The 25,061-nt window shown below is 64.3% G+C and carries 25 protein-coding genes and 1 tRNA gene; 14 read left to right on the top strand and 12 right to left on the bottom strand.

The genetic code is table 11. The features are described 5' to 3' along the window. Positions 1-178: 178 nt before the first annotated feature. Together AB7D48_RS12815 and AB7D48_RS12810 are read right to left on the bottom strand one after the other, a co-directional pair. Entirely contained in the window at positions 179-943 is a 765-nt protein-coding gene (locus tag AB7D48_RS12815) for a sulfotransferase domain-containing protein (RefSeq protein ID WP_427979734.1), read from the bottom strand. 126 nt (positions 944-1,069) lie between these two features. Further along, positions 1,070-1,145, bottom strand: a tRNA-Ala gene (locus AB7D48_RS12810). 122 nt (positions 1,146-1,267) lie between these two features. On the opposite strand from AB7D48_RS12810, the gene AB7D48_RS12805 reads away from it, so the two are divergent. The 4 genes from AB7D48_RS12805 to AB7D48_RS12790 all read left to right on the top strand — a co-directional run bounded on the left by AB7D48_RS12805 (position 1,268) and on the right by AB7D48_RS12790 (position 4,933). Further along, positions 1,268-1,576: a YggT family protein gene (locus AB7D48_RS12805; protein WP_427979732.1), complete on the top strand. Its 309-nt coding sequence runs from the start codon at positions 1,268-1,270 to the stop codon at positions 1,574-1,576. Positions 1,577-1,621: 45 nt separating this feature from the next. Then, positions 1,622-4,207, top strand: coding sequence for an MMPL family transporter (locus AB7D48_RS12800; RefSeq protein ID WP_427979729.1), 2,586 nt, complete (start codon positions 1,622-1,624; stop codon positions 4,205-4,207). Then, positions 4,179-4,412, top strand: coding sequence for a ribbon-helix-helix domain-containing protein (locus AB7D48_RS12795; RefSeq protein WP_427979726.1), 234 nt, complete (start codon positions 4,179-4,181; stop codon positions 4,410-4,412). Before AB7D48_RS12800 ends, AB7D48_RS12795 begins: the two co-directional genes overlap by 29 nt. 95 nt (positions 4,413-4,507) lie before the next feature. Continuing rightward, complete coding sequence (locus AB7D48_RS12790; RefSeq protein WP_427979724.1) at positions 4,508-4,933, top strand: Flp family type IVb pilin; 426 nt, start codon at positions 4,508-4,510, stop codon at positions 4,931-4,933. A gap of 74 nt (positions 4,934-5,007) precedes the next feature. Here AB7D48_RS12790 and pheT read toward each other — a convergent pair whose 3' ends face one another. Further along, positions 5,008-7,464 (bottom strand): phenylalanine--tRNA ligase subunit beta, encoded by a 2,457-nt coding sequence (gene pheT, locus AB7D48_RS12785; protein WP_427979722.1) that lies wholly within the window; start codon positions 7,462-7,464, stop codon positions 5,008-5,010. A 4-nt stretch (positions 7,465-7,468) separates the two neighbouring features. After that, positions 7,469-8,563 (bottom strand): phenylalanine--tRNA ligase subunit alpha, encoded by a 1,095-nt coding sequence (gene pheS / locus AB7D48_RS12780; protein ID WP_427979720.1) that lies wholly within the window; start codon positions 8,561-8,563, stop codon positions 7,469-7,471. Positions 8,564-8,873: 310 nt separating this feature from the next. On the opposite strand from pheS, the gene pal reads away from it, so the two are divergent. The 5 genes from pal to AB7D48_RS12755 all read left to right on the top strand — a co-directional run bounded on the left by pal (position 8,874) and on the right by AB7D48_RS12755 (position 14,714). Continuing rightward, entirely contained in the window at positions 8,874-9,374 is a 501-nt protein-coding gene (pal, locus tag AB7D48_RS12775) for a peptidoglycan-associated lipoprotein Pal (RefSeq protein WP_427979717.1), read from the top strand. 126 nt (positions 9,375-9,500) lie between these two features. Next, a complete protein-coding gene (locus AB7D48_RS12770) occupies positions 9,501-10,352 on the top strand; it encodes a tetratricopeptide repeat protein (RefSeq protein WP_427979715.1) in 852 nt (283 codons plus the stop codon). Further along, the gene (gene tilS, locus AB7D48_RS12765; protein ID WP_427979712.1) at positions 10,343-11,497 is read left to right on the top strand and encodes a tRNA lysidine(34) synthetase TilS; all 1,155 of its coding nucleotides are present in this window, start codon (positions 10,343-10,345) and stop codon (positions 11,495-11,497) included. The genes AB7D48_RS12770 and tilS overlap by 10 nt, the downstream gene beginning before the upstream one ends. A 124-nt stretch (positions 11,498-11,621) precedes the next feature. After that, positions 11,622-13,541 carry an ATP-dependent zinc metalloprotease FtsH gene (gene ftsH / locus AB7D48_RS12760; protein WP_427979710.1) on the top strand — a complete coding sequence of 640 codons (1,920 nt, stop codon included), beginning with the start codon at positions 11,622-11,624 and terminating at the stop codon, positions 13,539-13,541. 105 nt (positions 13,542-13,646) lie between these two features. Further along, the gene (locus tag AB7D48_RS12755; protein ID WP_427979707.1) at positions 13,647-14,714 is read left to right on the top strand and encodes a linear amide C-N hydrolase; all 1,068 of its coding nucleotides are present in this window, start codon (positions 13,647-13,649) and stop codon (positions 14,712-14,714) included. Between the two features lie 10 nt (positions 14,715-14,724). Here AB7D48_RS12755 and AB7D48_RS12750 read toward each other — a convergent pair whose 3' ends face one another. From AB7D48_RS12750 to AB7D48_RS12725, 6 genes are all read right to left on the bottom strand, one after another. Then, positions 14,725-15,144, bottom strand: a complete 420-nt coding sequence (locus tag AB7D48_RS12750) for a hypothetical protein (RefSeq protein ID WP_427979705.1) — start codon at positions 15,142-15,144, stop codon at positions 14,725-14,727. A gap of 111 nt (positions 15,145-15,255) precedes the next feature. After that, the gene (gene panB, locus AB7D48_RS12745; protein WP_427979703.1) at positions 15,256-16,032 is read right to left on the bottom strand and encodes a 3-methyl-2-oxobutanoate hydroxymethyltransferase; all 777 of its coding nucleotides are present in this window, start codon (positions 16,030-16,032) and stop codon (positions 15,256-15,258) included. After that, on the bottom strand, positions 16,029-16,502 hold the full coding sequence (locus AB7D48_RS12740; RefSeq protein WP_427979700.1) for a CinA family protein: 474 nt from the start codon (positions 16,500-16,502) through the stop codon (positions 16,029-16,031). Before AB7D48_RS12740 ends, panB begins: the two co-directional genes overlap by 4 nt. After that, positions 16,499-16,960 (bottom strand): phosphatidylglycerophosphatase A family protein, encoded by a 462-nt coding sequence (locus AB7D48_RS12735; RefSeq protein ID WP_427979697.1) that lies wholly within the window; start codon positions 16,958-16,960, stop codon positions 16,499-16,501. The genes AB7D48_RS12740 and AB7D48_RS12735 overlap by 4 nt, the downstream gene beginning before the upstream one ends. Further along, positions 16,942-18,534, bottom strand: a complete 1,593-nt coding sequence (locus AB7D48_RS12730; protein ID WP_427979694.1) for a lytic transglycosylase domain-containing protein — start codon at positions 18,532-18,534, stop codon at positions 16,942-16,944. The genes AB7D48_RS12735 and AB7D48_RS12730 overlap by 19 nt, the downstream gene beginning before the upstream one ends. Continuing rightward, entirely contained in the window at positions 18,531-18,959 is a 429-nt protein-coding gene (locus AB7D48_RS12725; protein WP_427979691.1) for an NUDIX hydrolase, read from the bottom strand. The genes AB7D48_RS12730 and AB7D48_RS12725 overlap by 4 nt, the downstream gene beginning before the upstream one ends. Before the next feature lie 145 nt (positions 18,960-19,104). On the opposite strand from AB7D48_RS12725, the gene dapA reads away from it, so the two are divergent. Together dapA and smpB are read left to right on the top strand one after the other, a co-directional pair. Next, a complete protein-coding gene (gene dapA, locus AB7D48_RS12720; protein ID WP_427979688.1) occupies positions 19,105-19,983 on the top strand; it encodes a 4-hydroxy-tetrahydrodipicolinate synthase in 879 nt (292 codons plus the stop codon). After that, positions 19,980-20,462, top strand: a complete 483-nt coding sequence (gene smpB, locus AB7D48_RS12715) for an SsrA-binding protein SmpB (RefSeq protein ID WP_427979686.1) — start codon at positions 19,980-19,982, stop codon at positions 20,460-20,462. The genes dapA and smpB overlap by 4 nt, the downstream gene beginning before the upstream one ends. A 3-nt stretch (positions 20,463-20,465) precedes the next feature. Here smpB and AB7D48_RS12710 read toward each other — a convergent pair whose 3' ends face one another. Together AB7D48_RS12710 and AB7D48_RS12705 are read right to left on the bottom strand one after the other, a co-directional pair. Beyond that, complete coding sequence (locus AB7D48_RS12710; protein WP_427979684.1) at positions 20,466-21,110, bottom strand: uracil-DNA glycosylase; 645 nt, start codon at positions 21,108-21,110, stop codon at positions 20,466-20,468. Beyond that, complete coding sequence (locus AB7D48_RS12705; protein WP_427979681.1) at positions 21,107-21,676, bottom strand: NYN domain-containing protein; 570 nt, start codon at positions 21,674-21,676, stop codon at positions 21,107-21,109. Before AB7D48_RS12705 ends, AB7D48_RS12710 begins: the two co-directional genes overlap by 4 nt. 124 nt (positions 21,677-21,800) lie before the next feature. Between AB7D48_RS12705 and folK the strand changes: the two genes are divergently transcribed. From folK to AB7D48_RS12690, 3 genes are all read left to right on the top strand, one after another. Next, a complete protein-coding gene (gene folK / locus AB7D48_RS12700; RefSeq protein ID WP_427979679.1) occupies positions 21,801-22,316 on the top strand; it encodes a 2-amino-4-hydroxy-6-hydroxymethyldihydropteridine diphosphokinase in 516 nt (171 codons plus the stop codon). A gap of 64 nt (positions 22,317-22,380) precedes the next feature. Then, entirely contained in the window at positions 22,381-22,791 is a 411-nt protein-coding gene (gene rpoZ, locus AB7D48_RS12695; RefSeq protein WP_427979677.1) for a DNA-directed RNA polymerase subunit omega, read from the top strand. A gap of 4 nt (positions 22,792-22,795) precedes the next feature. Next, positions 22,796-25,057: a RelA/SpoT family protein gene (locus tag AB7D48_RS12690; protein WP_427979674.1), complete on the top strand. Its 2,262-nt coding sequence runs from the start codon at positions 22,796-22,798 to the stop codon at positions 25,055-25,057. Positions 25,058-25,061 lie beyond the last annotated feature (4 nt).

Below are 25,061 nucleotides of genomic sequence, written 5' to 3'. Positions count from 1 at the left end.
CGAGTTTGACGAATATTTGATGCAATTTCCGTCAATTGGCCCGGCTGGCGCATCAGCCGCCGCCGCCCGCCGCGGCTTTTGGTTTCAAGGGACGCGTCACCCGGCCGGATTGATGCCGGAAGGGGCGCGGGGTTTGGGCGGAAAAGAACAAATCATTGTTTTTGTTTGTAATTTTGACTCAAAACGTAATGCCATATTTGTCCCGCAGCTTGAGCGCATCTTCGGTGTACAGGTTTCGGAGGTAACGTGCATCCTCGGGAGCCATTGGGGCGCGAGGTGTGTTTTCATGGGAAAACACGATTTCGTGTTTCGGGGGCGTTTCAAACCGCGCGATGCGCAGAAAATCGCAGATCTGGTTCAATGTCTCGCCATGGCGGGTTTTCAAATCGGTTTGACGCAGCAGCAGGACCTGTTCCCTGGGGAAAAAATCGAAGACCCTGTCGAGCTGCTCCGCATAAAACCCGCGCTCCACATAGCCGAAGATGCGGCGTATATGCGCGGTTTCCGCCTGTGCCAGCAGCCGCTCGCGTCCGCCGCGGATCGCTTCGCCGAAGGGCAGGCTGTCCCCCTCGCGGGACATCTCCATGCGCCAGTTCGAATAAGCGCGCTCGACAGGGTCGCGAAGACTGATGATGAGCTTGACCGCCGGGTTGTAGGCGTGAATCCGCGCGATGCAGGGCGGCCAGTAAGTGTAGATCGGCGTGGCGTCCCCGCGCAGAATTCCACGGGCGAAGCCTTCATACTCACGGTGCAGATCATCGTATGGAGGATTCTCCCAGGGGAGCGTCTCGTCATCGAAGAAATGCATCTCCTTGCGCGGGCCAAAGCCGATCGTCGGATGCCGCCGCAAGAAGCTCCAGAGCGCGGTTGTTCCGCCTTTCTGGACGCCACAAATCAGAAACGCCAGTTTCTCCATGTCGGTTTTGTCCACAACTCCACTCACCGGCATTGCCTGGCTATCCTGAATTGGGGCGGAAGCAAATGGGGCGGCAGCTCAACGGCGTTATCTGGCGCGGGAGGGGCGCGCTGGCAGTTTGGCTGTAAAAATTTCCACGAAATCAGATGGGTATGGTGGAGCTGAGGGGAATCGAACCCCTGACCTCATCATTGCGAACGATGCGCTCTACCAACTGAGCTACAGCCCCGGTCCCGCCCATGCGGTGCCTTGTGGGGGCGGCATGTCGCGCATTCGGAAGAGGAAGTCAACATTGCCTCGGCACAATCGCGCCGCTACTTGTCGGGGCGAATAGCTTTGTTGGGGAAAACCATGGTCGGCGCGATTTTCTGGCTTGCGGGCGAACTGATCCATCTGATGATTCTCGCCATCATCGCCGCGGCGGTGATGAGCATGCTGGTGGCATTCGGCATCGCCAACCCGCGTAACCAGATCGTTTATGTGGTGGGGGATTTTCTGAACCGGGTCACCGAACCGGTGCTGCGCCCGATCCGCCGGTTTCTGCCTTATTTCGGGACGATCGATCTTTCGCCGGTGGTCGCCATTTTGCTGCTGGAGGCCTTGCAGATGGTGCTGGCCGATCTTTACGGCAGGCTGGCCATGTCCGGGCTGGCCTTCTAGGCGGCTTGTTCTTATCTCTGGGCCGGGACAAGCAGGGGGTCGGGTTTGCTGCCGTTCATTATCGCCATTGTCAGCGCGGCGGGTCGCTATGCCGGGCTTTGCATTTTGTTGTTTCTGGTCCTGGGCGGGCTGGGTCTGGCCTATACGGCGCGCAATCTGGCGATCGACACGGATACGGATCATCTCTTCGCCGATTCCCTGCCTTGGCGGCAGGCGCAGATCGAGGAAGACAAGAATTTTCCGCAATTCAACGATTTGATCGTGGCGGTGGTGCACGCGGCCACGCCCGAGGAGGCGGGCGAAACCGCCGCCGCCCTGAACGCGGCGCTGAACGCCGACAAGAAGAATTTCCTGAATGCGCGCTATGAGGCGGGAGACAGTTTTTACCGCGATGAGGGGCTGCTGCTGCTGCCCACCGAGGATCTGGCCAAGCTGCTGAACCAGATTGTCGCCGCGCAGCCTTTTCTGGGTCAGCTCGCGGCGGATCCGTCCGCGCGCGGCCTGCTGACGGGGATCTCGCTGATCGCCCAGGGGGTGCAGGCGGGAAGCGACATCAGCCCTTATGAAGGCGCCTTGGCCGGGTTGAGCAAAAACCTGAACGCGGCGGCGGCGGGGCATCCGGTGCCGCTATCCTGGCAATCCTTGATCATGGGGGACAGCCCCGGCCAGGGCGATACCGCCTTTGTGCTCGCGCATCCGCATCTCGATCAGGGGACGTTGCAGCCAGGTGGGGCCGCAACCCGGGCGCTGGTGCGCATCGCCGCCACGCTGCCCGATGTGAAGGCCGGGCGCGCCAAGGTGGATTATACCGGGCAGATCCCGCTCTCGGACGAGCAATTCGCCTCACTGACCCATGGGCTGGTGCTGGGCGGGGTGATCAGCGTGCTGCTCATCGCGCTGTGGTTGTACCTGGCTTTACGGTCCTGGCGGCTGATTTTGCCGATTTTGCTGACGCTGGTGATGGGGCTGGCGCTGACCATGACCTATGCGGCCATCGTGGTGAAGGTGATCAATCTGATCTCGGTGGCCTTCGCCATTCTGTTTATCGGGCTCGCGGTGGATTTCGCCATCCAATATTGCGTGCGGCTGCGCGCGGTGCGCCATGACATGCCGGCGCTGGACGGAGCCTTGACCGAGACGGCGCGGCAGGCGGGAGGGCAGATCGCGCTCGCGGCCACGGCCACGGCCTGCGGGTTTTTCGCCTTTTCGCCGACGCCGTTTGTCGGCGTGGCGGAGCTGGGGGAGATCGCCGGGGCGGGCATGTTCATCGCCTTTTTCTGCACCATCACGTTTTTGCCGGCATTGCTGCGGGTCTTCAATCCGCGGCCGGAAGCGGCCCCCGTGAGCCTGCCGGGGGGCGCGGCGGTGGATGGGTTTTTGCAGCGCCATAAGCGGGCGGTGCTGAGCGGCTTTGGCGTGCTGGCCATCGCCGGCGGGCTGTGCGCCGCGACACTGAACTTCGATGCCAATCCGCTGGACACCAAGGATCCCAATACCGAGAGCATGCGCACGATCCGCGGGTTGCTCGGCAATCCGCAGACCAACCCGTTTTATGCCGACGCGCTGGCCCCCAACCTTGCCGCCGCGCGGCAACTGGCGGACAGGCTGGGGCAATTGCCGGAAGTGTCGCAGGCGATTTCGGGCGCCACCTTCGTGCCCGAGCAGCAGGACCAGAAGCTGGCGATGCTGGCCCAGGCGCGGACGATTCTAGCCCCGACCTTGCAGGATGCCGCCAACCCGCCGCAGGCGCAGGTGACGCCCGCCGCGCTGCGCGCCGCCATGGCCAAGACGATTGCCGCGATCGACACGATTGCCGGCAAGCTGCCCAAGAACAGCGCTTTATTGCAGATCGCGGCGGCGCTGAAGACGCTTGAGGGCGAGGACGATGCCCGGGTGATGGCCATGAACGCGGCCATTACCCGGTTTTTGCCGCTGCAATTGCGGAATTTGACGAGCAGCCTGAATGCGCAGCGTATTACCGAGGCGAATTTGCCGCAGAGCATCAAGGCGGACTGGTTCCTGCCCGACGGGCGGGTGCGGGTGGAGGCTTTTCCCGCCGCCACGGCGCAGACCACCAAGGGGCTGAGCGGCTTTGCCAAGGCGGTGCTGGCCGTGGCGCCGCGGGCGGGCGGGCCGGCCATTTCCACCATTGCCACGGCGGGCACCATTCTCAGCTCCTTCCGGGAGGCGGCGCTTCTTGCCTTCATCGCCATTTCGGTGATTTTGCTGCTGGTGTTCCGCAATTTGCGCGATAGCCTGCTGGTGCTGGCCACGCTCGGGCTTTCGGCGCTGCTGACCGCCTTGTTCGCCAAGCTGGCGGGCATGTCGATCAATTACGCGAATATCATCGCGCTGCCTCTGTTGCTGGGGGTGGGGGTGTCGTTCAACGTGTATTTCGTGATGAATTTCCGGGCGGGCATGCGCAGTTTCCTGGCCTCCGCGACGGCGCGGGCGGTGCTGTTCTCGGCGCTCACCACCGGCACGGCGTTCGGGTCGCTGGCGTTTTCGGCGGATCGCGGCACCGCCAGCATGGGGGATTTGCTGTTTCTCAGCCTTGGGGCCGTGCTGATTTCCACATTCGTTTTTTTGCCCGCCTTGCTGCATGCTTTCGACGATGTTGGAAAAACGTAGTTTTTCACTTTCGGGGCATCGCACCAGCGTGGCGCTGGAGCCGGACTTCTGGCTGGCGCTGGACATGATCGCGCGCCAGCGCGGGGAGCTGCTTTCCGCCCTGGTGACGAACGTGGACTCAGAGCGAGAGGCCGGCCGGCCCCTGGCCTCGGCATTGCGGGTTTTTGCGTTGCGCCACCATGCGCCGGAACCGCCGAAGGCGTGAGCCCGGCAAAACGCCGCAATTCTTCAAAGATTTTTAATCCATTCTCAAGCGTTTGTGATTCTTAAGGCTTGGTAAACGGCCTTAAAAGGACCGTCATGACGATCCTTTCCCGCCTTCGTGGCGACCGCAAGGCGGTTTCCTCGATCGAGTATGCAATCATCGCGTCCATCGTGACGTTGAATCTGGTTGTCGCCCTTGGCACGGTTGCGCCTGGGGTGAACGAGCCGTTCAACAAGCTGGCGACGGCGCTGGGCGGGGCCTCGTCGTCGGTGGTGGATACGTCCTCCTCCGCTTCTTCGGCTTCAGGCTCTTCATCATCCGGCACGGGAACCGCTTCCGCCGGCGGGGCGTCCAGCTCCGGCACATCCTCCGGCAGCGACACGTCTTCTTCCTCCGGTGACACGTCCAGCTCAGGGTCGAGCGACAGTGCCTGCACCCAGGGGCATGGCAATGGCAATTGCGGTGTCAATAACGGCGTGGGGAATGGCGGTACCGATAGCGGCACGGGCAAGAACAAGTAGCATCGCCCCGATCACGCGAGACCCGCCGCGCCCTGCTCCCGGAGGCGGCGGGTTTTCGCATGAGGCAGGCGGGTTCAGCCGCGCAGCGTGGCGCCGGTCTTCTTGCCCACATCCGCGACGATCTTGGCGCAGACGGCTTCGATCTCGGCATCCGTCAGGCTTTTATCCGCCGGTTGCAGCGTGACCGCGACGGCCAGCGAGATTTTGCCCTCCGGCACGCCCTTGCCCTGGTAGCGGTCGAACAAGGTCGCGCCGGTGACCAGGTTGCGTTCGGCCCCCTTGGCGGCGCGCAACACGGCTTCGGCGCCGATGCTCTCATCCACCAGGAAGGCGAAATCCCGCCGCAGCGGCTGGAAGGGCGGTAACGCCGGGGCGGATTTCTTGCGGCGTTTCGGTTCGGGGATGGTGTCCAGGAAGATTTCGAACGCCACGCTGCCCGGGGGCAGGTTCAGTTTGGCCGTCATGGTGGGGTGCAGCGCGCCAAAGCGCGCCAGCACGGTCTTGGGCCCCTGCATCAGCGCGCCGCTCTGGCCAGGATGATAATAGGATGGGCCGCCCGCGTTGGTGGTGACGCCTTCCATCGGCACGCCGAGGGCGCCAAGCACGGCGAGCGCGTCGGCCTTGGCGTCCAGCGCGTCAAAGGCGCGGGCGGGGGTGAGGGCGCAAAGCCCGGTCCCGCCCATGCGCAAGCCGGCGGCCACCAGGGCCTGGGACAGATCCGCCGCATAGGCCGGGCCGGTCTCGAACAAGCCGAAATCCGAAAATCCACGGGCGAGATTGCGCGCGGCGGCCTGGGCCAGTGTCGCCAGCGGCGTGGAGCGCATCTGGTTGAGATCGGCGGAGATGGGGTTGGCGAGGCGCAGGCTCTCCGGCGAGTCACCAAACAAGGCGTTGGTGGCGGCATCCGTGAAGGAGAACGTGACGCATTCCAGCAGCCCGCGCGCGGCCAGCACCCGGCGCGCCAGGGCGGTGCGGCCTTGCTTGGGCGTGAGGATGGGGCGCGGCACCAGGGAGGCGACAGGCAGGGAGACCGGGGCGATGGCATCCAGCCCTTTCAGGCGCAGCACTTCCTCGATGAGATCGGCCTCGGGCTCGATCTCGGCGGCTCCCTCGGCGGCGGCCATGGCGCCGGGAAGATCGGGCGCCTGATCGAGCGATTGCGGTTGGGCGATGTCGTTGCGCCAGCTTGGCACGGCGAGGGTCACGCTGGCCGCATCCTCCGTCACCACGGTGAAGCCGAGGCGTTCCAGCGCGGCGATGGCTTCGGGGGGGGCGATGTCCGACCCGCCGAAGCTTTGCAGGCGCTCAAAGCGCAGGCGGGCTTGGCGGCTCCATGCGGGGCGCGCGCCCGCCTGGGTGACCTCGCTGGCCTCGCCGCCGCAAAGTTCCAAGGCCAGGGCGGTGGCGGCGTCCAGCGCCTCGGGGAGAAGCTGGCTGTCGATTCCGCGTTCGAAGCGGGCGCGGGCATCGGAAAAGATGCCGGTGCGCTGGCCGGTCTGGGCGATTCTGACCCTGTCGAACAAGGCGCATTCGATGAAGACATCGGTGGTGGTTTCGTCGCAGCCCGTGGCCTCGCCGCCGGTGATGCCGGCGAGGGACTGGGCGCCCGCGCCATCGGCGATCACGCAATCCTCCGGCCCGGCCTGCACCTCCTTGCCCGCGAGACCGGGGAAGCTGTCGCCGTCCCGCCCGTGGCGCAACGTGAGCGCCGCGCCGTCTAGTTTGTTCACATCGAACACATGCAGCGGGCGGCCGAGATCGTGGGTGAGGAAATTGGTGATGTCGACGAGCGCGTTGATCGGGCGCAGGCCGATGCTTTCCAGCCGTTTGGCCAGCCAGTCCGGGCTGGGGCCGTTCTTCACGCCGTGGATTGTGCGGCCAAGCACCCAGGGGGCGGCTTCGGGGTAGTCATTGACCCATTGAATGGTGGAAGCGCCTTTCCCCGCGATGGGCGCGGGGACGAAGGGCTTGAGCGTGCCAAGCCCGGCGGCCGCGAGGTCGCGCGCGATGCCGCGCACGCAAAGCGCATCGCCCCGGTTGGGGGTGATGGAGATTTCGACGATCGGCTCGTCCAGCCCGGCCCATTGGGCGTAGCTGGCGCCGATGGGCGCGTCCTCGGGCAGTTCGATGATGCCGTCGTGATCCTCTCCCAGCCCCAGTTCGCGGGCGCTGGTGAGCATGCCTTCGGATTTCACGCCGCGGATTTCGCCCACCTTCAGCACCATCCCGTTGGCGGGGATGGTGGCGCCGGGCGGTGCGAACACCACCTTCAGGCCGGTGCGCGCATTGGGGGCCCCGCAGACCACGGACAGCTCCGCCCCGCCCGCATTCACGCGGCAGGCGCGAAGGCGGTCGGCGTTTGGGTGCCGCACCGCCTCGACCACCTGCGCGATCACGAAGGGTTTCAGCGCCTCGGCCTTGTTCTCGACCGCTTCGACCTCAAGGCCGATCTTGTTGAGGGTGGCGAGGATGTCCGCCAGCGGGGCGTCGGTGTCGAGCCAGGTTTTCAGCCAGGAGAGGGAGAATTTCATGGCCTTAAATTCCTTCGTGCAGGCTGGCGGGGGTGAGGGGCGAGGCGCCGTAATGGCGCAGCCAGCGCACGTCGCTTTCGTAGAACAGGCGCAGATCGGCGATGCCGTGCTTGAGCATGGTGATGCGCTCCAGCCCGACGCCGAAGGCGAAGCCCTGGAAGCGGCGCGGGTCGATGCCGCAATTGGCCAGCACGTTGGCATGAATCATGCCGGAGCCGAGGATCTCCAGCCAGTCCGTGCCGCCGCCGATCTCGCCGGTCTTGCGGCTCCAGCCGATATCGACCTCCATCGAGGGTTCGGTGAAGGGAAAATAAGAGGCGCGGAACCGCACGGGCAGTTCCGGCACGCCGAAATAGGCGCGCAGGAAATCGATGAGGCACCCCTTGAGATGGCCCAGCGTGATGCCCTCGCCGATCACCAGCCCCTCGCATTGGTGGAACATGGGAGAGTGGGTGGCGTCATGATCGGCGCGGAAGGTGCGGCCGGGCACGATGATGCGGATGGGGGCGGGGGTGGCGCCGAGCCCTTCGGTCTTCGCCCAGTTCAGCATGGTGCGGATCTGCACCGGCGAGGTATGGGTGCGCAGCACCGGCGGGCGGGCATGTTCCGGCGCCTGGAGGTAGAACGTGTCCATCATCGCGCGGGCGGGGTGGTGGGCGGGGATGTTGAGGGCGGAGAAATTATTCCAGTCGCTCTCGATGTCGGGCCCCTCGGCGATGGAAAAGCCCATGGTGGCGAAGATGGCGGCCAGCTCCTCCTGGGTGCGCGAGAGCGGATGCATGGCGCCGGCGAGATCCGGCCGGGGCGGCTGGGTGACATCGATGCGTTCGCCGGCGAGCTGCCGCTCCAGGGCTTGGCTGTCCAGCACCGCGCGCCGCGCGGAAAGAGCATCGGTGATCTGCGCTTTTATGCGGTTAATCTCGGCGCCGGCGGCTTTGCGGGCCTCCGGCTCCATGCCGCCGAGTGATTTTAACAATGCTGTAATACTGCCGTTTTTACCGAGCAGCGAGACCCGCAGCTCCTCCAGCGCCGCCGCGCCGGCGGCCGCGATGGCGGGCAGCGCCGCCTCCACCAGATTCTTCAAATCATCGCTCTGCATCTTGAATCCGCCTCTAACTTCAGGGGCAGGGCAGACCGCGCGCGCGGCCAAATGTCAAGCCGCGCGGGCGCCGCCGGCGCGGCTTGTTAAAGGGTGCTAACTTTCAAAGGTGTTACAAATAATCAACAGATGTGAAGAAAATCATCCGGGAGGTGGAAACCTCCGTTAGATGAACAAATTAGCCTAATGTGGCGCTTGACCCTTCCCAGCCGGGAAGAGTACAGCCCGCAAGGTGGACGTAATCATAGTGGTTACGTAACCAAAAGGCTAATTTTTGCTCACCTAATTCGGACAGGGATCGGTTCCTACCATGAAAATCAAAGCACTGGGCGCTCTAGCCGGCTTGGCCCTGCTGGCAGCCTGCTCTTCCAACCCCACCAGCACCGCCTCCAACACGGGGACCGGCGCTGAGACGGCGACAGGCCCGGCTCCGGGTTCCGAGCAGGATCTGGTTGCCAATGTTGGCGACCGCGTGTTCTACGCGTTCAACAAGTCCACCCTTTCCAGCGACGCCGACGCGACCCTGGGCAAGCAGGCGGCTTGGCTGGCCAAGTACCCCTCCGTCAATGTGCTGATCGCCGGTAACGCCGATGACCGTGGCACCGAGACCTACAACTTGGCTCTTGGTCAGCGCCGCGCCAATGCCGCGCGCGATTATCTGGTGGCGCAGGGCGTTGCCGCGTCCCGTATCCAGACCATCTCCTATGGCAAGGATTGCCCGGTTGCCCCCGGCAATGACGAGTCCGCCTGGGCGCAGAACCGTAACGCGATCACCTCGGTTCAGGGTTTCAACCCGCAGAACTGCAAGTAATCCGGATTATCCGCCGGCCTCATGCCGGTATGTGACGCAGACCGGCGGCCCGCAAGGCCGCCGGTTTTGTTTTGGCCTATCCGTGTCTATATTTAACCCTGTTTCAAGGACCAGACTGGAGTCTCAATGCGCTACCGAATTCCGCTCCTTGCCGCCACGCTGCTGATGCCGCTGGGAGCATCCGCCCAGCCCCTGATTCAGAGCCAGGAAGGCATTGCCCTGCAGAACGAGATTTTGCAGTTGCAGCAGCAGGTGCAGCAATTGCAGGGTCAAAGCGGTGGAAATGGGGGGTCCTCCCTGGGGGCCGCCGCCGCGCCATCGCCGGCTTCGGGCGGGACGGGGAGCAATTCACTCGTGGCCAGCCTGCTGACGCAGGTGCAGCAATTGCAGAGCCAGGTGCAGGCGTTGAATGGCCAGGTCTCCGAGTTGCAGCATCAGGTGGATACGCAGCACGACCAGACCGAGAAGGAAATCGGCGATCTGAAGTTCCAGATGGGCAATGGCGCGGCGGCCGGTGCCGCGGCGGGCGCGGCGGCATCGTCGTCGCAGGCCTCGGCCCCTGCTTCGGCTCCACCGCCAGCGGTGGCGCCGAAGGATCCCAAGGCGGCGTTGCAGGCGGCGCTGGATGCCTATGGCAAGCATGATTACGCGACGGCCCGGAGCCTGGCGCAGGGTATCGTCACCACCAACAAGGCCGCGCCGCAGGCCTACCGGGCGCAGTATCTGGTGGCGCAGAGCGATGCCGCCCAGGGCGATCCGCAAAATGCGGCCGTGGCCTTCTACAGCACCTACAACATGAACAAAAACGGCACCTATGCGCCGCGTGCCTTGCTGGGGCTGGCGTCTTCCTTGTCCTCCCTGCATCAGAACCAGGAAGCGTGCGAGACCATAGCCTCGCTGAACAGCCAGTTCACCAACCAGTCCGCTGGCATGCGGGCGGATGTGGCGGCGGTGTCTAAACGCGCGAAGTGTCAGTAGACACGGCCTTCGCGGCGGCGCTGGGGCGGTGGCTGCCGCCCGGGGTGCCGCCGCGTTTGGCGGTGGCGGTGTCCGGCGGGGCCGACAGCACGGCGCTGGCGCTGCTGGCGCATGATTATTGCGCGGCGCGGGGCGGGACGGCGATGGCTCTGACCGTCGACCATGGCTTGCGCCCCGATGCCGGAGATGAGGCGCGGCTGACAATCGCCCGGCTGGCCGGGCAGGGGATCGCGTGCCATTATCTCGCCTTGGGGCTGCGGCCTGGGCCGGCGTTGCAGGAGCGCGCCCGCTTGGCCCGGCATGAGGCGCTGGCGGCGGCGGCGGCGCGGGCCGGATTTCTGTATCTCGCCTTGGGCCATCACCTGGAAGATCAGCGGGAAACGGTGGCGATGCGCGCCCGGCGCGGCCCGGGCGGGGAGGAAGGCATGGCCGCGTGGAGTGCGCGCGACGGGGTTATTCTGCTGCGCCCGTTATTGGATGTGCCGCCCGCCGCGCTGCGCGCCTATCTGCGGGGGCGGGGGGTGGCGTGGATCGAGGATCCCTCCAACAAGTCCCGGGCTTTTGAGCGGGTCAGGGTCCGGTTGGATGGCGAGGGGCGGATGCCTGCCCTTTCGGTGGCGCGCAGGGCGCGGGAGCGGGAAGGGGCGGCGTTTCTGGCCCGGCATGCGCGGCTTTATCCCGAGGGATTCGCCGTGCTGGATACCCATCAAGCCCCGCCGGCGGCGCTGGGCGCGCTGATCAGGACGCTCGGCGGCCAGCCTTATGCGCCGCGCCGGGACGCCTTGCTGCGGCTGTCGGAGGCGCTGGGCCCGGCCACGCTTGGCGGGGTGCGGATTGTGCCGGCCGGGCGGCTGGGGGAGGGCTGGCTGCTGGCCCGTGAGCCGGCGGCCTGTGCCCCGCCGGTGCAAGCTGTCAGCCATGCGCTATGGGATGGACGCTTTACCCTGACCACGGCACCGCCGGAGGGCATGCTCTTGGGCGCGTTGGGTGCGGATGCGGCCGAATTTCGAGGATTCAATGGTTTGCCCAGCTTGGTGCTGCGCGCCATGCCTGCCTTGCGCGGCGATGGCGGCGCGGTGATTTTTCCCGCGCCGGCCTGCTTTACCCCGCGGATGCCCGCGGCGGCGAGGGAATTTTGCGCTTGATTTACCCAGGATTTATTTGTGCTGGACTAGGAAATCTGTGCAGTATGCCCAAGTGAGCTCTAAGGATAAGCCCCGTGCCTCATGCAGGGCGGGGAGACCGATGAAAGAATTGGAATCAGTCTAGATGAATAATCTGGGTCGAAATATCGCGCTTTGGGTGGTTGTGGCCCTGTTCCTGGTGGTGCTGTTCAATGTGTTCCAGCCCTCCAGCACGCAGGGCAACTCGTCCGAGATCGCCTATTCCAGCTTCCTGGACGAGGTGAAGAACAACCAGGTGCAGAGTGTCACCATCGCCGGGCACGACATCACCGGCTCCACGAAGGATGGCAAGAGCTTCGAAACCTACGCGCCGGAGGACCAGAGCCTGGTCTCCAAGCTGACGGATGCCGGGGTGAGCGTGACCGCCAAGCCAGAAGGCGACACGATGAATCCGTTGCTGCGGGCCTTGTTGAACTGGGCGCCGATGCTGTTGATTCTGGGCGTGTGGATTTTCTTCATGCGGCAGATGCAGTCTGGCGGCGGGCGGGCCATGGGCTTTGGCAAGTCCCGCGCGCGGCTGCTGACCGAAAAGCAGGGACGCGTGACGTTCGAGGACGTGGCGGGCATCGACGAAGCCAAGGGAGAGTTGCAGGAGATCGTGGATTTCCTGCGCGATCCGCAAAAATTTCAGCGTCTGGGGGGCAAGATTCCCAAGGGCTGTCTGCTGGTGGGGCCGCCTGGCACGGGTAAGACGCTGCTGGCTCGCGCCATCGCCGGTGAGGCCAATGTGCCGTTCTTCACGATTTCCGGCTCGGATTTCGTTGAGATGTTCGTTGGCGTGGGCGCCTCGCGCGTGCGCGACATGTTCGAGCAAGGCAAGAAGAACGCGCCCTGCATCATCTTCATCGACGAGATCGACGCGGTGGGCCGCCATCGCGGCGCCGGGCTGGGCGGTGGCAATGACGAGCGCGAGCAGACCCTGAACCAGATGCTGGTGGAGATGGACGGGTTCGAGTCCAATGAGGGCGTGATCCTGATCGCCGCCACTAACCGGCCGGATGTTCTGGATCCAGCCTTGTTGCGCCCTGGGCGCTTCGACCGTCAGGTGGTGGTGCCGAACCCGGATGTGAGCGGACGAGAGAAGATCCTGAAGGTGCATATGCGCAAGGTGCCCCTGGCCTCCGATGTGGACGCCAAGACCATCGCGCGCGGCACGCCGGGCTTTTCAGGCGCTGATCTCGCCAATCTGGTGAACGAGGCGGCATTGCTGGCGGCGCGTATCGGCAAGCGCGTGGTGGCGATGGCTGAGTTCGAACATGCGAAGGACAAGGTGCTGATGGGGGCGGAACGCCGCTCCATGGTGATGTCCGACGATGAGAAGAAGATGACCGCCTATCACGAGGGAGGGCATGCGATCTGTTCCATCACCCTGCCAGAATGCGACCCGGTGCATAAGGCCACCATCATTCCGCGTGGCCGTGCCCTGGGCATGGTGATGTCCCTGCCGGAAGGCGACCGTTATTCCATGAGCAAGATCAAATTGTTGCAGCAATTGATCATGGCCATGGGCGGGCGCGCGGCGGAGGAGCTGGTGTTCGGGCAGGACAAGGTTTCCAATGGCGCGTCCGGCGACATCAAGATGGCGACCGACACGACGCGGCGGATGGTGACCGAGTGGGGCATGTCCGAGAAGCTGGGCATGGTCTCCTATGTGGATAGCGGGCAGGAAGTGTTTCTGGGGCATTCCATGGGCGGAGCCAAGAATGTGTCCGAGGCGACGGCCCGGGAGATCGACGATGAGGTGCGCCGGATCATCGATCATGCCTATGCCGAGGCCAAGCGCATCTTGACCGAGCGGCGCGAGGATTTGGAACGGCTGGCTCAGGGGCTGCTGGAATATGAGACCCTGTCTGGCGATGAGATCCAGCAGGTGCTGCGCGGTGAGAAGATTATCCGCAAGGTGGTGGACGAACCGATGCAGGACAATAACCGCCGTGGCTCGGTGCCGACGGCAACGCCGAAGCCGGATATGCCCGGTGGCGGGTTGGGGCCGGTGCCGGCCTGACGATCGGGTCTGGAAAAAGGGGGGCTTTGGCCCCCTTTTTTATTGGCCCTGGCGACACCGGGTTGTTCCACGTAAGATTGTGGCACGCAGGCGAGGAGAGCGCGCATGGAAAGACGGCGTTTATTCCAATTGATGGGGAGCGTGGCTCTGGCACCGGCCTTGTCCGGTCTGTTCTGGCGCCGGGCGGAGGCTTGCACACGGGTGTTGTGGAACAGCCCTGGCCAGTCCGTGATCGTGGGGCGGACGATGGACTGGCCGGAATCCACGCAGCCGAAGCTTTATGCTCTTCCCGCGGGCATGGCGCGCGATGGCGGCAAGTTGGGTGGTGTGAGCGTGGTGGGTGACAATCCGCTGCAATGGACTTCAAAACATGGCAGCCTGGTGGCGGCGGCTTACGATCTTGGCGCGATCGACGGCATGAATGAGACGGGGCTGGCGGGCCATCTGCTTTATCTGAACAGCACCGATTATGGCGCGCGCGATGCCGCCAGGCCGGGGTTGCAGGCCGGCCTGTGGTTGCAATATGCGCTGGATTGCGCCGCCAGCGTGAAGGAGGCGCTGGCCCTGCTGGCGCCCGTGCAGATCGTGATGGTGGAGGCCCATGGCCACAAGGCCAGCCTGCATCTGGCGCTGGAGGATGCGAGCGGGGATTCCGCCATCATCGAATATATTGGCGGGCGGGCGGTGATCCATCATGGCCGCCAATATAGCGTGGTGACCAACGATCCGTCTTATGACCAGCAATTGGTGCTGTTGCGGAAGATGGACGAGGAGCACGCCTTTGCCCCCGCCAGCCGGGACATGCCGCTGCCCGGCAATATGAACCCGGTGGACAGGTTTCAGCGCGCGGCGTTTTTTTCGCGTTTTCTGCCGCAGCCTCACAATACCCGGCAGGCCGTGGCGGCGATGTTCTCCATCATGGCGAATGTCTCGGTGCCGTTTGGCGCGCCCTACAAGGATTTCGGGACATATAACACCGAGTACCGTTCCGTCGCGGATTTGACGGATCTGGTCTATTATTTCCAACTCACCACCGTACCGTCGGTAAGTTGGACGGCGCTGGCGCGCATGGATCTGAAACCGGGCGCGCCCGCCCTGGTGCTGGACCCAGACGCGCTGGATCTGGCGGGTGAGGTTTCGGGCCGTTACCGCCCGGTTTCGGTGCCGTTTTGAGGGTGGCTGGTCAGTTGACCAGCTTCCAATCCCCTTGGCTGTTCCGGCAGACGGTCAGCATATAACCCAGGCCGTTAGTGGCGTTCTTGGCCATGAACTGGGTCGAGACATCACGGCAGGGCATGTCGTGCTGTTCGAAGATTTTCTTGATGGTCAGCGTGCCGTGGGCGCCGCTGGGGCCTTCCCAATCCTGGGTGTCGCCGACCGTGGAGGGCGTTTTGTTCAGCAAGGTTCCGGCCGCGTCTTGAAAAGCGGTCCAGTCCTGCTTGGTGAGTGAGCTGCTGGGCACGCCGCTGAGATAGCCGCGCAGCAGCACCGCGGCGCTGGCTGGCGCGCTCAAGGCGGCCAGCAGCGCCACGCCGCAGGCCAGCGCGCGGCCATGCAGGCGCTGTTTGGTGGAAAAAATCCGTCTCGTTCTTGCTTCACGCATAAGTGCCATCACCTGAAAAAGCGGTTGTGCCCGGGCTGCCTCGCACAACCGGGCTTAGGGAAAAGGCTAATCGATATGGGGTGGGATGGCCAGGGGTGGATGGCCAGGGGGTCAGGGCGGGAAGGCGCCTTCCCGGACCTCGCGCGCATATTCGCTCAGGGCGGTGGTCAGCAGCGCGGCTCCATCCAGGTATTTTTTGGCGAAGGGGGGCGCGCGGTCGGGGGCGAGGCCGAGGACATCGTGCAGAACCAGCACCTGTGCATCGGTGCCGGGCCCAGCGCCGATGCCGATGGTGGGCACGCGCAGCTTGGCGGTGATCTCCGCCGCCAGGGGGGAGGGGATGGCTTCCATCAGCACCATCCTGGCGCCGGCATCCTCAAGTGCCAGCGCGTCCGCGATCAACTGGGCGGCGGCCTCGGGCGTCTTGCCTTGGCGCTTGAAACCGCCGATCTGGCGCACATGCTGCGGGGTCAGGCCGATATGGGCACAGACCGGCACGGCACGCTGGGAGAGAAAGGCGATTGTTTCAGCCATTGGCGCGCCGCCTTCCAGCTTCACGATCTGCGCGCCGGCCTTGAGCAGCCGGGAAGAGGCGGCGAAGGCCTGGGCGGGGGATGCCTCGAAGCTGCCGAAGGGCAGGTCGGCCATGACCAGCGGCTTGGTGACGGATTTGGCGACGATGGCGGTGTGGTATTCCATCTGCTCCAGGCTGACGCGCAGCGTATCCGTCTCGCCTGCCACCATCATGCCAAGGGAATCGCCGATGAGCAGGCCATCCAGCCCGGCGGCTTCGGCCAAGCGCGCGGCGGTCATGTCATAGGCGGTGATCATGCTCATCTTCCGCCCGTCTTGTTTGGCCTTGTCCCAGGCCGAGAGCGTTCTGCTCATCGTTTGTCTCCTCCTGCGCGTTCCAGCAGCATGAGGGCGAAATCCACCGCCTGGGCGCGGATTTCATCCCGGTTGCCGTGAAACAGCTTGTGATGCGCCGTGCTGCCAGCCGGCCCGGCCAGGCCGAACCAGACGGTTCCTACCGGCTTTCGCGGGCTGCCGCCATCCGGCCCGGCGATGCCGGTGGTGGAGACGGCATAATCCGCGCCTGCGCGGGTGCGCGCCCCTTCGGCCATGGCCTGGGCCACGGGAGCCGAGACCGCGCCATGGGCGGCCAGCATTGCCTCCGGCACGCCGAGCATCTGTGTTTTCGCCTCGTTGGCGTAGGTGACGAAGCCATGGGTGAAGATGGCGGAAGAACCTGGAATGGCGGTGAGCGCCCCGGCCACCAGCCCGCCCGTGCAGCTTTCCGCCGTGGCCAGGCGCAGCCCGTTCGCCCGGCAGAGCGCGACGAGGGAGGCGGCGCTCATAACGGCGAGACCAGATGCAGGAGCAGCATCACCAGCCAGGCCATCAGCCCGGCGATGATGTCGTCGCCCATGATGCCCCATTCATCCTTGCGCCGATCCGCCCAGGCGACGGGGCCGGGTTTCCAGATGTCGAACAGGCGGAACAGGGCGAAGGAGAGCAGAGCCCCCCAGATGCTGAACTCGTACAGCGCCAGCAGCGGGATCATCTGCCCGGCGATTTCGTCGATGACGATCCAGCCCGGATCCTCATTGGCTTCGGGCAGCCGGCCAATGGCGTAAAGGCCGATGGCGCATGAAACGACGATGCCAGCCAGCAGCGCGATATGCCCGGCCAGCAGCAGCAAGCAGCCAATGACGAGCCCGGCCAGGGAGCCGAATGTGCCCGGGGCCTTCGGCGCCAGGCCGGAGCCGAAGCCGGAGGCGATGAACCGCCAGGGATTCATGGCTGGTTGAGCCATTTCGCCACCGGGGAAATGGCGGAACCGGTGAGCAAGGCCCGATAGATGGTGATGTTTTCTGAGACGCGCTGCACGTAATTGCGGGTCTCGTTGAAGGGGATTTCCTCGATCCAGTCGATCATGTTGGCGCCGCCGGGATGGGCGCCGAGTTCCGGGTCGCCATTCGCGCGCAGCCAGTTCGCCACGTTGGTGGGGCCGGCATTATAGGCGGCGATGGCGAGCGGCAGGCATTCACCGAAATTGTTGATTTCCTGAGAGAGATAGCTGGCCCCCAGGGCCATGTTTTGGTTGGGGTCGAACAGATCGCCATAGGGGAGGCCGTATCTGCGCCCGGTCAGACGCGCGGTGGCGGGCATGAGCTGCATCAGCCCGACCGCGCCGGCACCGGAGACGACATCGGGGTTGAAGCTGCTTTCCTGGCGCATGATACCAAGCGAGATCGCCGGATCCAGGATCGAGGCGGGCGGTTTATAGGGCATGGGCCAGCCTTCCCGCACCAGCATCTGGCCGTAAATGCCCGCCCGGCGGGCGATGGCCACGGAGGATTGCGGCAGCCCCAGCCCCAAAGCCAGCCGGGCGGCCATCAGACGGGATTTGTCGTCCAAGGCGGTTTGGCCGATGCGGTCGAGAAAGATCTGGGCATCGTGCGAATCGCCCATCTGCATCAGCAGCACGGCGGCGCGGGGCAGCTCACCCAGCCCGAAATCCAGCGCGTCCTGGACCGTGAAATTCGGTTCGGCCACGGATCTGATGCGCGCGGCGAGTTGCTGGGGGGTGTCGCCCAGCGCCAGGGCGGCGAGCTGGCCATAGAATGTATCGGGAAAATTGGCGGCGTGGGCGTAATCCTGCTGGGCGGCGGCGCCGGTTTCGCTGCGGCCCAGCCAGTAATAGGCGCGGGCCTGGGTGATGACGGCGGTGGAGGAGGCGGCGAGATCCTGGAACCAGGTGGCGGCCTCTTGCGGTTGTTTCAGGAAACGCAGCAGCAGGAAGCCGGCGAAAAAATCGCGGTCGGCGATCTGCTCACGCGCGGCGATGCCGGAAATTGGCGGGTTGGCGGCGATGACGACCTTATAGGCGCTTTTGGCGTCGCCCGCCTGTAGCAGGGCGCGCGCAAGGCTGTTCTGCGCGGGCCAGAACATGAGTTGCTGTTCCGGGCTGGCGGCCTTCATCGCGGCCCGGCCCTGGCTCTCCCAGAGCTGGGCGGCCTGCGCATCCTGCCCGTTGCGGTGCAGGGCCTGTACCTGGGTGATGAAGGCGGGCGTGATAACCGGTGCGCGCGGCTGATACAGGCCGGAGGATTGCGCCTCGCGCAGGGCCAGCAGCCCTTGCATCGGCCAGTCCGGATTGGCCTTGATGAAAGCCTGGATCTCATCGGCGCTGGCGCCGCCGGGCGAGATGAGCCGGAAATAGGTGACGAGCTTTTCCACCAGCGGGTCGCCCGTGGCGGTGGCGAGCTGTTCCGCCTGGGGAAACTGCCCCGCATGCACATCCGCCATGATTTGCGGGCTCGCGGCGGTTTGCGCCAGAGCGGCGGCGGGCAGCAGGAGCAGCGGCAAGGCGGCCAGACATTTCATGTGTCTTGTCTAGCAGCGCCGGAGGCTTGGGCCAAACGCAGGGATTGTTTCAGAATATACTGACGCGATAGCGGCGCCAGGTTCAGAGGCCCCGGATCGGCCGGGTCAACCCAGGCGATTTCCTCGATTTCCGCGTGGGCGCCAACCGGGTGGGCGATATACAGCCCGAACAATTCCGCCTCGACCCTGTGGCCGGGCTCGTTGGCCGCTTCGGCTTCATAATGGCCGAGATGAAGCGGGATTTCTGGCGGAAGGCGCAGAGCCAACTCCTCCTCCAGCTCCCGCAGCAGGGCGGCGAGCGGTGTTTCCCCGGCTTCGATCTTGCCGCCGGGATGCATGAATTTGACGGTGCCGCGCTTGCGGACCAGCAGGGCCTTGCCGTCTGGCCGCAGAATGAGAGCGGCGGCGATTCGAATCGTTCTCATGAAGGCCGTTATAGGGAGGCGCGCGCCGCTTGAGGATGCGCCAGACGCGGGGAGGGGATGCGGCGTTCCGGATGCGGGAAAGCTTGCCGCGCCCAGCGGAGAAGACTAGGTGAAATGCTGGACCAAACGCCTTCAAGGACCAAAAATGTTTCACGGCTCTTTCACCGCCCTCGTGACACCCATGCACGAGGATGGGCGCATCGACGATGAGGCTTATATTCGCTTCATCGATTGGCAGATTGCCGAGGGTACCAACGGGATCGTGCCCGTCGGCACCACCGGCGAGTCCCCGACGCTGAGCCATGACGAGCATAAACAGGTGGTTGAGCTGGCGGTGAAAACCGCCAAGGGTCGGATTCCGGTGATGGCCGGGGCTGGCTCCAACTCCACCGCCGAGGCGATCGGCCTGGCGCGCCATGCGGAGCGGGCGGGTGCCGATGCCGTGCTGGTGGTGACCCCTTATTATAACAAGCCGACCCAGGAGGGGTTGTACCGGCATTTCAAGGCCATCGCCGAATCAATGTCCCTGCCGGTGTTCATTTACAATATCCCCGGCCGCTCGGTGATCGATATGTCGGTCGAGACGATGACGCGGTTGGCGCAGATCAAGAACATCATCGGGGTGAAGGACGCCACCGCCAATCTGACCCGGCCGCTGCATACACGCCGGGCCTGCGGGGAGGGGTTCATTCAGATGTCCGGCGAGGATCATACCGCGCTGGCCTATCTGGCCTCTGGCGGGCATGGTTGCATCTCGGTCACCGCCAATGTGGCGCCGCGCCTTTGCGCCGATATGCAGAAAGCCTGGGCCAAGGGCGAGCTGAAGAGCGCCATGGACATCCAGCAGCGCTTGGTGCCGCTGCATGATGCGATGTTCTGCGAGAGCAATCCGGGGCCGGTGAAATATGCCGCCTCGCTGCTGGGGTTTGGCGCCCACCATGTGCGCCTGCCGCTGGCGCCGGTTTCCGAGGGCGCGGCGGAGAGGGTGCGCGCGGCGATGCGGGAAACCGGTTTGCTGAATTGAGCAAGGACAAGAAAAAATCGGGTTTCATCTCTCACGGCATCGCGGCGCAGAACCGCAAGGCCCGGCACGATTATAAGATTTTATCGACTGTCGAGGCGGGGATTGTGCTGAAGGGCGTGGAGGTGAAGTCGCTCCGCCTTGGCCGGGCCACGCTCAGCGAGGCCTGGGCGGGTGAGCGCGACGGCGAACTGTTTCTGTTCAATATGTATATCCCGGAATATCAGTCCGGTGTGCTGTCGCGCTTCGATGTACGCGGGGCGCGTAAGCTCCTGGTGAAGCGCAAGGAGCGGAACCAGATTTTCGGCGCTATCGCGCGGGACCGGCAGACCGTGGTGCCGCTGGACGTGTTTTTCAACGATCGGGGGCTGGCCAAGGTGACGCTGGGCCTGGCGGAAGGCAAGCAGAAGGCGGATAAGCGCCATGCCGCCGCCGCGCGGGACTGGCAGCGCGACAAGGCGAGGTTGCTGCGGAACAGGTGAGGATCAGGCGAGAAGCCGCCTGATCCCCGCCAGGATGTCCTCGAACATTTCCTGTGTGATCCGCCCGGTATTCACATTATACTGGGAGGTGTGGAAACTATCCGCGAGGGTTAGCCCGCTGGGCAGGCCGTGCAGCGCGCCATGCTGGAATTTGTGCTGGCTGGGTTTGAGCCCCAGCCCCTGCAGAATGGAATCATGAGCCTTGCCGCCGATAGCCAGCAGCAATTTCAGCTTGGGCATGGCGGCGATTTCGGCGGCCAGGTAGGGCAGGCAATGGTTTTTGTCCGAGGTTTCCAGCTTGTGCTGCGGCGGCGCGCAGCGCACGGCATTGGTGACGCGACAATCCAGAAGTTGCAGCCCGTCATCCGGCCGTTCCTGGAACTGGCCGCGGGCGAAGCCGAATTTGACCAGCGCCGGATAGAGAAGCCGGCCCGCGACATCGCCGGTGAAAGGCCGGCCGGTGCGGTTGGCGCCGTTGACGCCGGGCGCTTGCCCCACAACCAGAAGTCGCGCGGAGAGCGGGCCGAAGCTGGGCACGGGGGCGTTGAACCAGTCCGGGTGAAGGGCGCGGTAATCCTGCCGGTAGGCGACCAGCCGGGGGCAGAGGCCGCAATCGCGCCCTGGCGCGGTGGCGCGTGGGCTGGTCATTCTTCATCCTCACGCTCGACGCGGGTGCGGTTTTCGGCCGGTCGCCGGGAAAAATGCTGAGCTATGTCAGATAGTTCCAAGAATTGGTCGGCTTGGCGGCGTAGTTCGTCGGCGATCATCGGCGGGCTGATGCGGATGGAGGAGACCACCGAGACGCGGACCCCACGGCGCTGCATGGCCTCGACGAGGCGGCGGAAATCGGAATCGCCTGAGAACAGCACGGCATGGTCGAGGGAGGGGGCGAGTTCCAGCATGTCGATCGCCAGCTCGATATCCATATTGCCCTTGATGCGCCGGCGGCCCTGCGCGTCGGTGAATTCCTTGGCGGGCTTCGTTACCAAGCTATAACCATTATAGGCGAGCCAGTCCGTTAGTGGCTTGAGTGGCGAGTACTCCTCGGTTTCCAGCAGGGCCGAATAGTAATAGGCGCGCAGCAGGTTCGTTTTTGTCTCGAAAAAATCTAAAAGCTTTCGATAGTCGATGTCAAATCCAAGACTTCTTGTTGCCGCGTAGAGATTGGCGCCGTCGATGAACAGGGCTGTGCGCTCCTGGGCTGAAAATCTCATGATGAAAATCGTCCCCTTGAAATGGTTGGTTAAAAGTGATGTACAATGAAGTAGGAAATGTTAGAAAACCTTCTGTGTACGAATGAAGTCTGAGGCCATAGTTTTTCGTGGGTAATTTTCTTTTATGATCCTAATTGCGATTGGTGCCAATCTGCCGGACAAGACGGGCAACACGCCGCTGGAGACATGCGAGGCGGCGGCGGCGGCCATTTGCGCCATTCCGGGGCTTGGCTTCGTGGCGCAATCCCCCTGGTATCGCAGCCGGGCCATTCCCGTTTCCAGCCAGCCCGATTACTGCAATGGCATGATCCGCATGACGGGCGCCATCGACCCCGCGCTGCTGCTGCGGCACTTGCAGGAGATCGAGACGCGCTTTGGCCGGGAACGCTCGGTGCCCAATGCGGCCAGGACGCTCGATCTCGATATTATCGATATGGCCGGCATGATCCGGGCGACACCGGATCCGGTGCTGCCGCATCCACGGGCGCATCTGCGCGCCTTTGTGCTGCGGCCGTTGCTGGATGTGAGCCCGGCCTGGCGCCACCCGGTGCTGCGCCAGAATGTGACGACCCTGCTGGCGGAGCTTCCCCCGCAAGACATTGAACCCTGGCATGACGAGCCGGGTGAGAACGGGGATTAGGGTTGCTTCCCTGCCGCGGCTGAGGTAAGGCACTCTTTCATTTTTCTGCCTGGAGCGTCCCCTTATGGCCCGCGTCACCGTCGAAGACTGCGTTTTGAAAGTGCCGAACCGCTTTGAGCTGGTTCTGCTCGCGGCGCAGCGTGCCCGTAACATCAGCCGCGGCGAGCAACTGACCATCGACCGTGACAATGACAAGAACCCGGTGGTGGCGCTGCGCGAGATCGCCGAGGAAGCTGTCGAACTGCCGAACCTGGAGCAGGATCTGATCAAGTCGCTCTCCCGCGTGCCCGAGCCCGAGCCCGTGGACGAGGAGGTGATGGATTTGATCCCGACCGATCAGAATATTTTCGGTCTGCAGGATGTCTCCGCCGAGGAAGAGGCCGCCGCCATGGCCGCCGAGGGCGAGGATGTGATGTCCGCCGAGGATATTCAGGCCGCCATCGAGGCCGAGCTCGGCGGCAAGACCCGCCGTTAAAGATATGCGGACAGGCCCCCGGGTTGAGAGCCTGTCCCGCGCCCCCGAGGGCCTGAGCGGCGGCGAGCCGAAATTCCACCCGGAATTGGCTGGGCTGCTGGCGCGGATCGCCGCCTATGATTCGAAGACGGATCCGGCGGTGGTCGACGACGCCTATGGTCTGGCCGCCGAGGCTCATGCCGACCAGAAGCGCGATAATGGCGAGCCCTATATCACCCATCCCCTGGCCGTTGCCGGGATTCTCGCCAGCTATAAGCTGGACAGCGCTTCCATCATCACGGCCTTGCTGCACGACACGGTGGAGGATACCTCCGTTACCATCGCCACGGTGCAGAAGCGTTTCGGCGACGAGATCGCCGGGCTGGTGGATGGCGTCACCAAGCTGACGCGCCTGGAACTGCAATCGGACCGGACCAAGCAGGCGGAGAATTTCCGCAAGCTGGTATTGGCGATGAGCAAGGATATTCGCGTGCTCATCGTCAAGCTCGCGGACAGGCTGCATAACATGCGCACGCTGGGAGCGATCTCCGCGGCGCACCGGCGCCTGCGCATCGCCCGTGAGACGATGGATATTTACGCGCCCTTGGCCGAGCGCATCGGCATGGAGGCGGTGAAGACCGAACTGCAGAACCGTGCCTTCGCGGAGATCGAGCCCGAGGCCTACGATACCATCCAGACACGTTTGAACTTCCTGCGCGGGCAGGGGGCGGATGTGATCGAGGAGGTGCGCCAGGAGCTCACGCGGGTCTGCCGCGAGGCGGATGTGCATATGGTGGAGATCGCCGGGCGCGAGAAATCTCCTTATTCCATCTGGCAGAAGATGAAGCGCCGGAACGTGACGTTCGAGCAGCTTTCCGACATCATGGCGTTCCGCATTATCGTGCCGAGCCGGGCGGAATGCTATGTGGCGCTGGGGGCGATCCATGCCGCCTATCCGGTGATCGCGGGACGGTTCAAGGATTATATTTCCACCCCCAAGAGCAATGGCTATCAATCCTTGCATACGGGGGTGACGCTGCGCCAGCCGCGCAACCAGAAGATCGAGATTCAGATCCGCACGCCGGAGATGCAGGCGGTGGCGGAGGCGGGGGTCGCCGCGCATTGGCTCTATAAGCAGGCGGATGCCACGGCCAGCGATGTGAAGCAGTTCGGCTGGGTGAAGGACCTGCTGGAAATTCTGGAGAACTCGGCGGCGCCTGACGAGTTTCTGGAAAACACCAAGCTGGAGCTCTACCAGGACCAGGTTTTCTGCTTCACGCCCAAGGGGCAGTTGATCCAATTGCCGCGCGGTGCCACCTCGGTCGATTTTGCTTATGCGGTGCATAGCCAGATCGGCGACACATGCGTGGGAGCGCGCATCAACGGCAAGCTGATGCCGTTGCGTTACGAGTTGCAAAATGGCGACCAGGTGGAGATTCTCACCGCGCGCGGCGGCACGCCGAGCCCGGCCTGGGAGCGCTTCGTCGTCACCGGCAAGGCCCGCGCGCGTATTCGCCGGTTCCTCGCGCAGCAGATGCGCGACCAGCACCGCGATGCCGGCAAGTCGCTGGTGATGAAGGCTTTCCGCCAGGATGGCGTGGACGGTTCCGAAAAAGTGCTGGAGCCGGTGGCGAAATCGTTCAAGCAGCCCAGCGTGGACGATCTTTATGTCGCCGTCGCCACCGGGGTGGTGGGGGCAAAGGACGTGGTCTATGCCGCCTATCCCGAGCTGAAGGAGGTTCGGGTGCCGCGCATGCTGCCCGCCTTCATGGGCAATGGGCTGACCGCGCGCTCCCCGCGTAACATGCCGCGCGCCGATGCGCAGAGCCCGGTCACGGGCCTCGTCGCGGGCATGGATGTGCATTATGCGGGGTGCTGTCACCCGCTGCCGGGCGACAAGATCGTCGGCATCGTCACCACCGGCAAGCCGATCGCCATCCATGCCAAGGATTGCGCGCAGCTCGAACAATATGCCGCGACGCCGGAGCGCTTCATCGATGTGGACTGGAACGAGGAGAGCCTGGCGCGGCTCGACCCCAAGACGCAGAGATTTACCGGGCGTGTCAGCGTGATCGCCAATAATGTGCCGGGGGCGCTGGCGACGCTGACCAATGCCGTCGCCAAGCAGGACGGGGCGATTTCGAATTTGAAGGTTGTGCACCGGCAGCAGGATTTCTTCGAGGCGCTGGTGGATATAGAAGTACGCGACGCGCGGCATTTGAATCAGGTGATCGCGGGGCTACGCGCGGCCGGCGGCATTGCGCAGGTGGAGAGGTCGCGCAATTGATGGC

It is taken from the genome of Acidocella sp. (genome assembly GCF_050253495.1).
GTDB lineage: Bacteria > Pseudomonadota > Alphaproteobacteria > Acetobacterales > Acetobacteraceae > Acidocella.
The sequence above is the reverse complement of the archived record's forward strand: the minus strand, read 5'-3'. Positions and strand labels throughout refer to the sequence as shown.

Bases quoted from the DNA above. Each gene is read 5' to 3' on its own strand.
- AB7D48_RS12805 (WP_427979732.1), top strand. From the start codon at position 1,268: ATGGTCGGCGCGATTTTCTGGCTTGCGGGCGAACTGATCCATCTGATG.
- AB7D48_RS12795 (WP_427979726.1), top strand. From the start codon at position 4,179: ATGCTTTCGACGATGTTGGAAAAACGTAGTTTTTCACTTTCGGGGCAT.
- AB7D48_RS12790 (WP_427979724.1), top strand. From the start codon at position 4,508: ATGACGATCCTTTCCCGCCTTCGTGGCGACCGCAAGGCGGTTTCCTCG.
- pheT (WP_427979722.1), bottom strand. From the start codon at position 7,464: ATGAAATTCTCCCTCTCCTGGCTGAAAACCTGGCTCGACACCGACGCC.
- pheS (WP_427979720.1), bottom strand. From the start codon at position 8,563: ATGCAGAGCGATGATTTGAAGAATCTGGTGGAGGCGGCGCTGCCCGCC.
- pal (WP_427979717.1), top strand. From the start codon at position 8,874: ATGAAAATCAAAGCACTGGGCGCTCTAGCCGGCTTGGCCCTGCTGGCA.
- AB7D48_RS12770 (WP_427979715.1), top strand. From the start codon at position 9,501: ATGCGCTACCGAATTCCGCTCCTTGCCGCCACGCTGCTGATGCCGCTG.
- ftsH (WP_427979710.1), top strand. From the start codon at position 11,622: ATGAATAATCTGGGTCGAAATATCGCGCTTTGGGTGGTTGTGGCCCTG.
- AB7D48_RS12755 (WP_427979707.1), top strand. From the start codon at position 13,647: ATGGAAAGACGGCGTTTATTCCAATTGATGGGGAGCGTGGCTCTGGCA.
- AB7D48_RS12750 (WP_427979705.1), bottom strand. From the start codon at position 15,144: ATGCGTGAAGCAAGAACGAGACGGATTTTTTCCACCAAACAGCGCCTG.
- panB (WP_427979703.1), bottom strand. From the start codon at position 16,032: ATGAGCAGAACGCTCTCGGCCTGGGACAAGGCCAAACAAGACGGGCGG.
- AB7D48_RS12740 (WP_427979700.1), bottom strand. From the start codon at position 16,502: ATGAGCGCCGCCTCCCTCGTCGCGCTCTGCCGGGCGAACGGGCTGCGC.
- AB7D48_RS12735 (WP_427979697.1), bottom strand. From the start codon at position 16,960: ATGGCTCAACCAGCCATGAATCCCTGGCGGTTCATCGCCTCCGGCTTC.
- AB7D48_RS12730 (WP_427979694.1), bottom strand. From the start codon at position 18,534: ATGAAATGTCTGGCCGCCTTGCCGCTGCTCCTGCTGCCCGCCGCCGCT.
- AB7D48_RS12725 (WP_427979691.1), bottom strand. From the start codon at position 18,959: ATGAGAACGATTCGAATCGCCGCCGCTCTCATTCTGCGGCCAGACGGC.
- dapA (WP_427979688.1), top strand. From the start codon at position 19,105: ATGTTTCACGGCTCTTTCACCGCCCTCGTGACACCCATGCACGAGGAT.
- AB7D48_RS12710 (WP_427979684.1), bottom strand. From the start codon at position 21,110: ATGACCAGCCCACGCGCCACCGCGCCAGGGCGCGATTGCGGCCTCTGC.
- AB7D48_RS12705 (WP_427979681.1), bottom strand. From the start codon at position 21,676: ATGAGATTTTCAGCCCAGGAGCGCACAGCCCTGTTCATCGACGGCGCC.
- folK (WP_427979679.1), top strand. From the start codon at position 21,801: ATGATCCTAATTGCGATTGGTGCCAATCTGCCGGACAAGACGGGCAAC.
- rpoZ (WP_427979677.1), top strand. From the start codon at position 22,381: ATGGCCCGCGTCACCGTCGAAGACTGCGTTTTGAAAGTGCCGAACCGC.
- AB7D48_RS12690 (WP_427979674.1), top strand. From the start codon at position 22,796: ATGCGGACAGGCCCCCGGGTTGAGAGCCTGTCCCGCGCCCCCGAGGGC.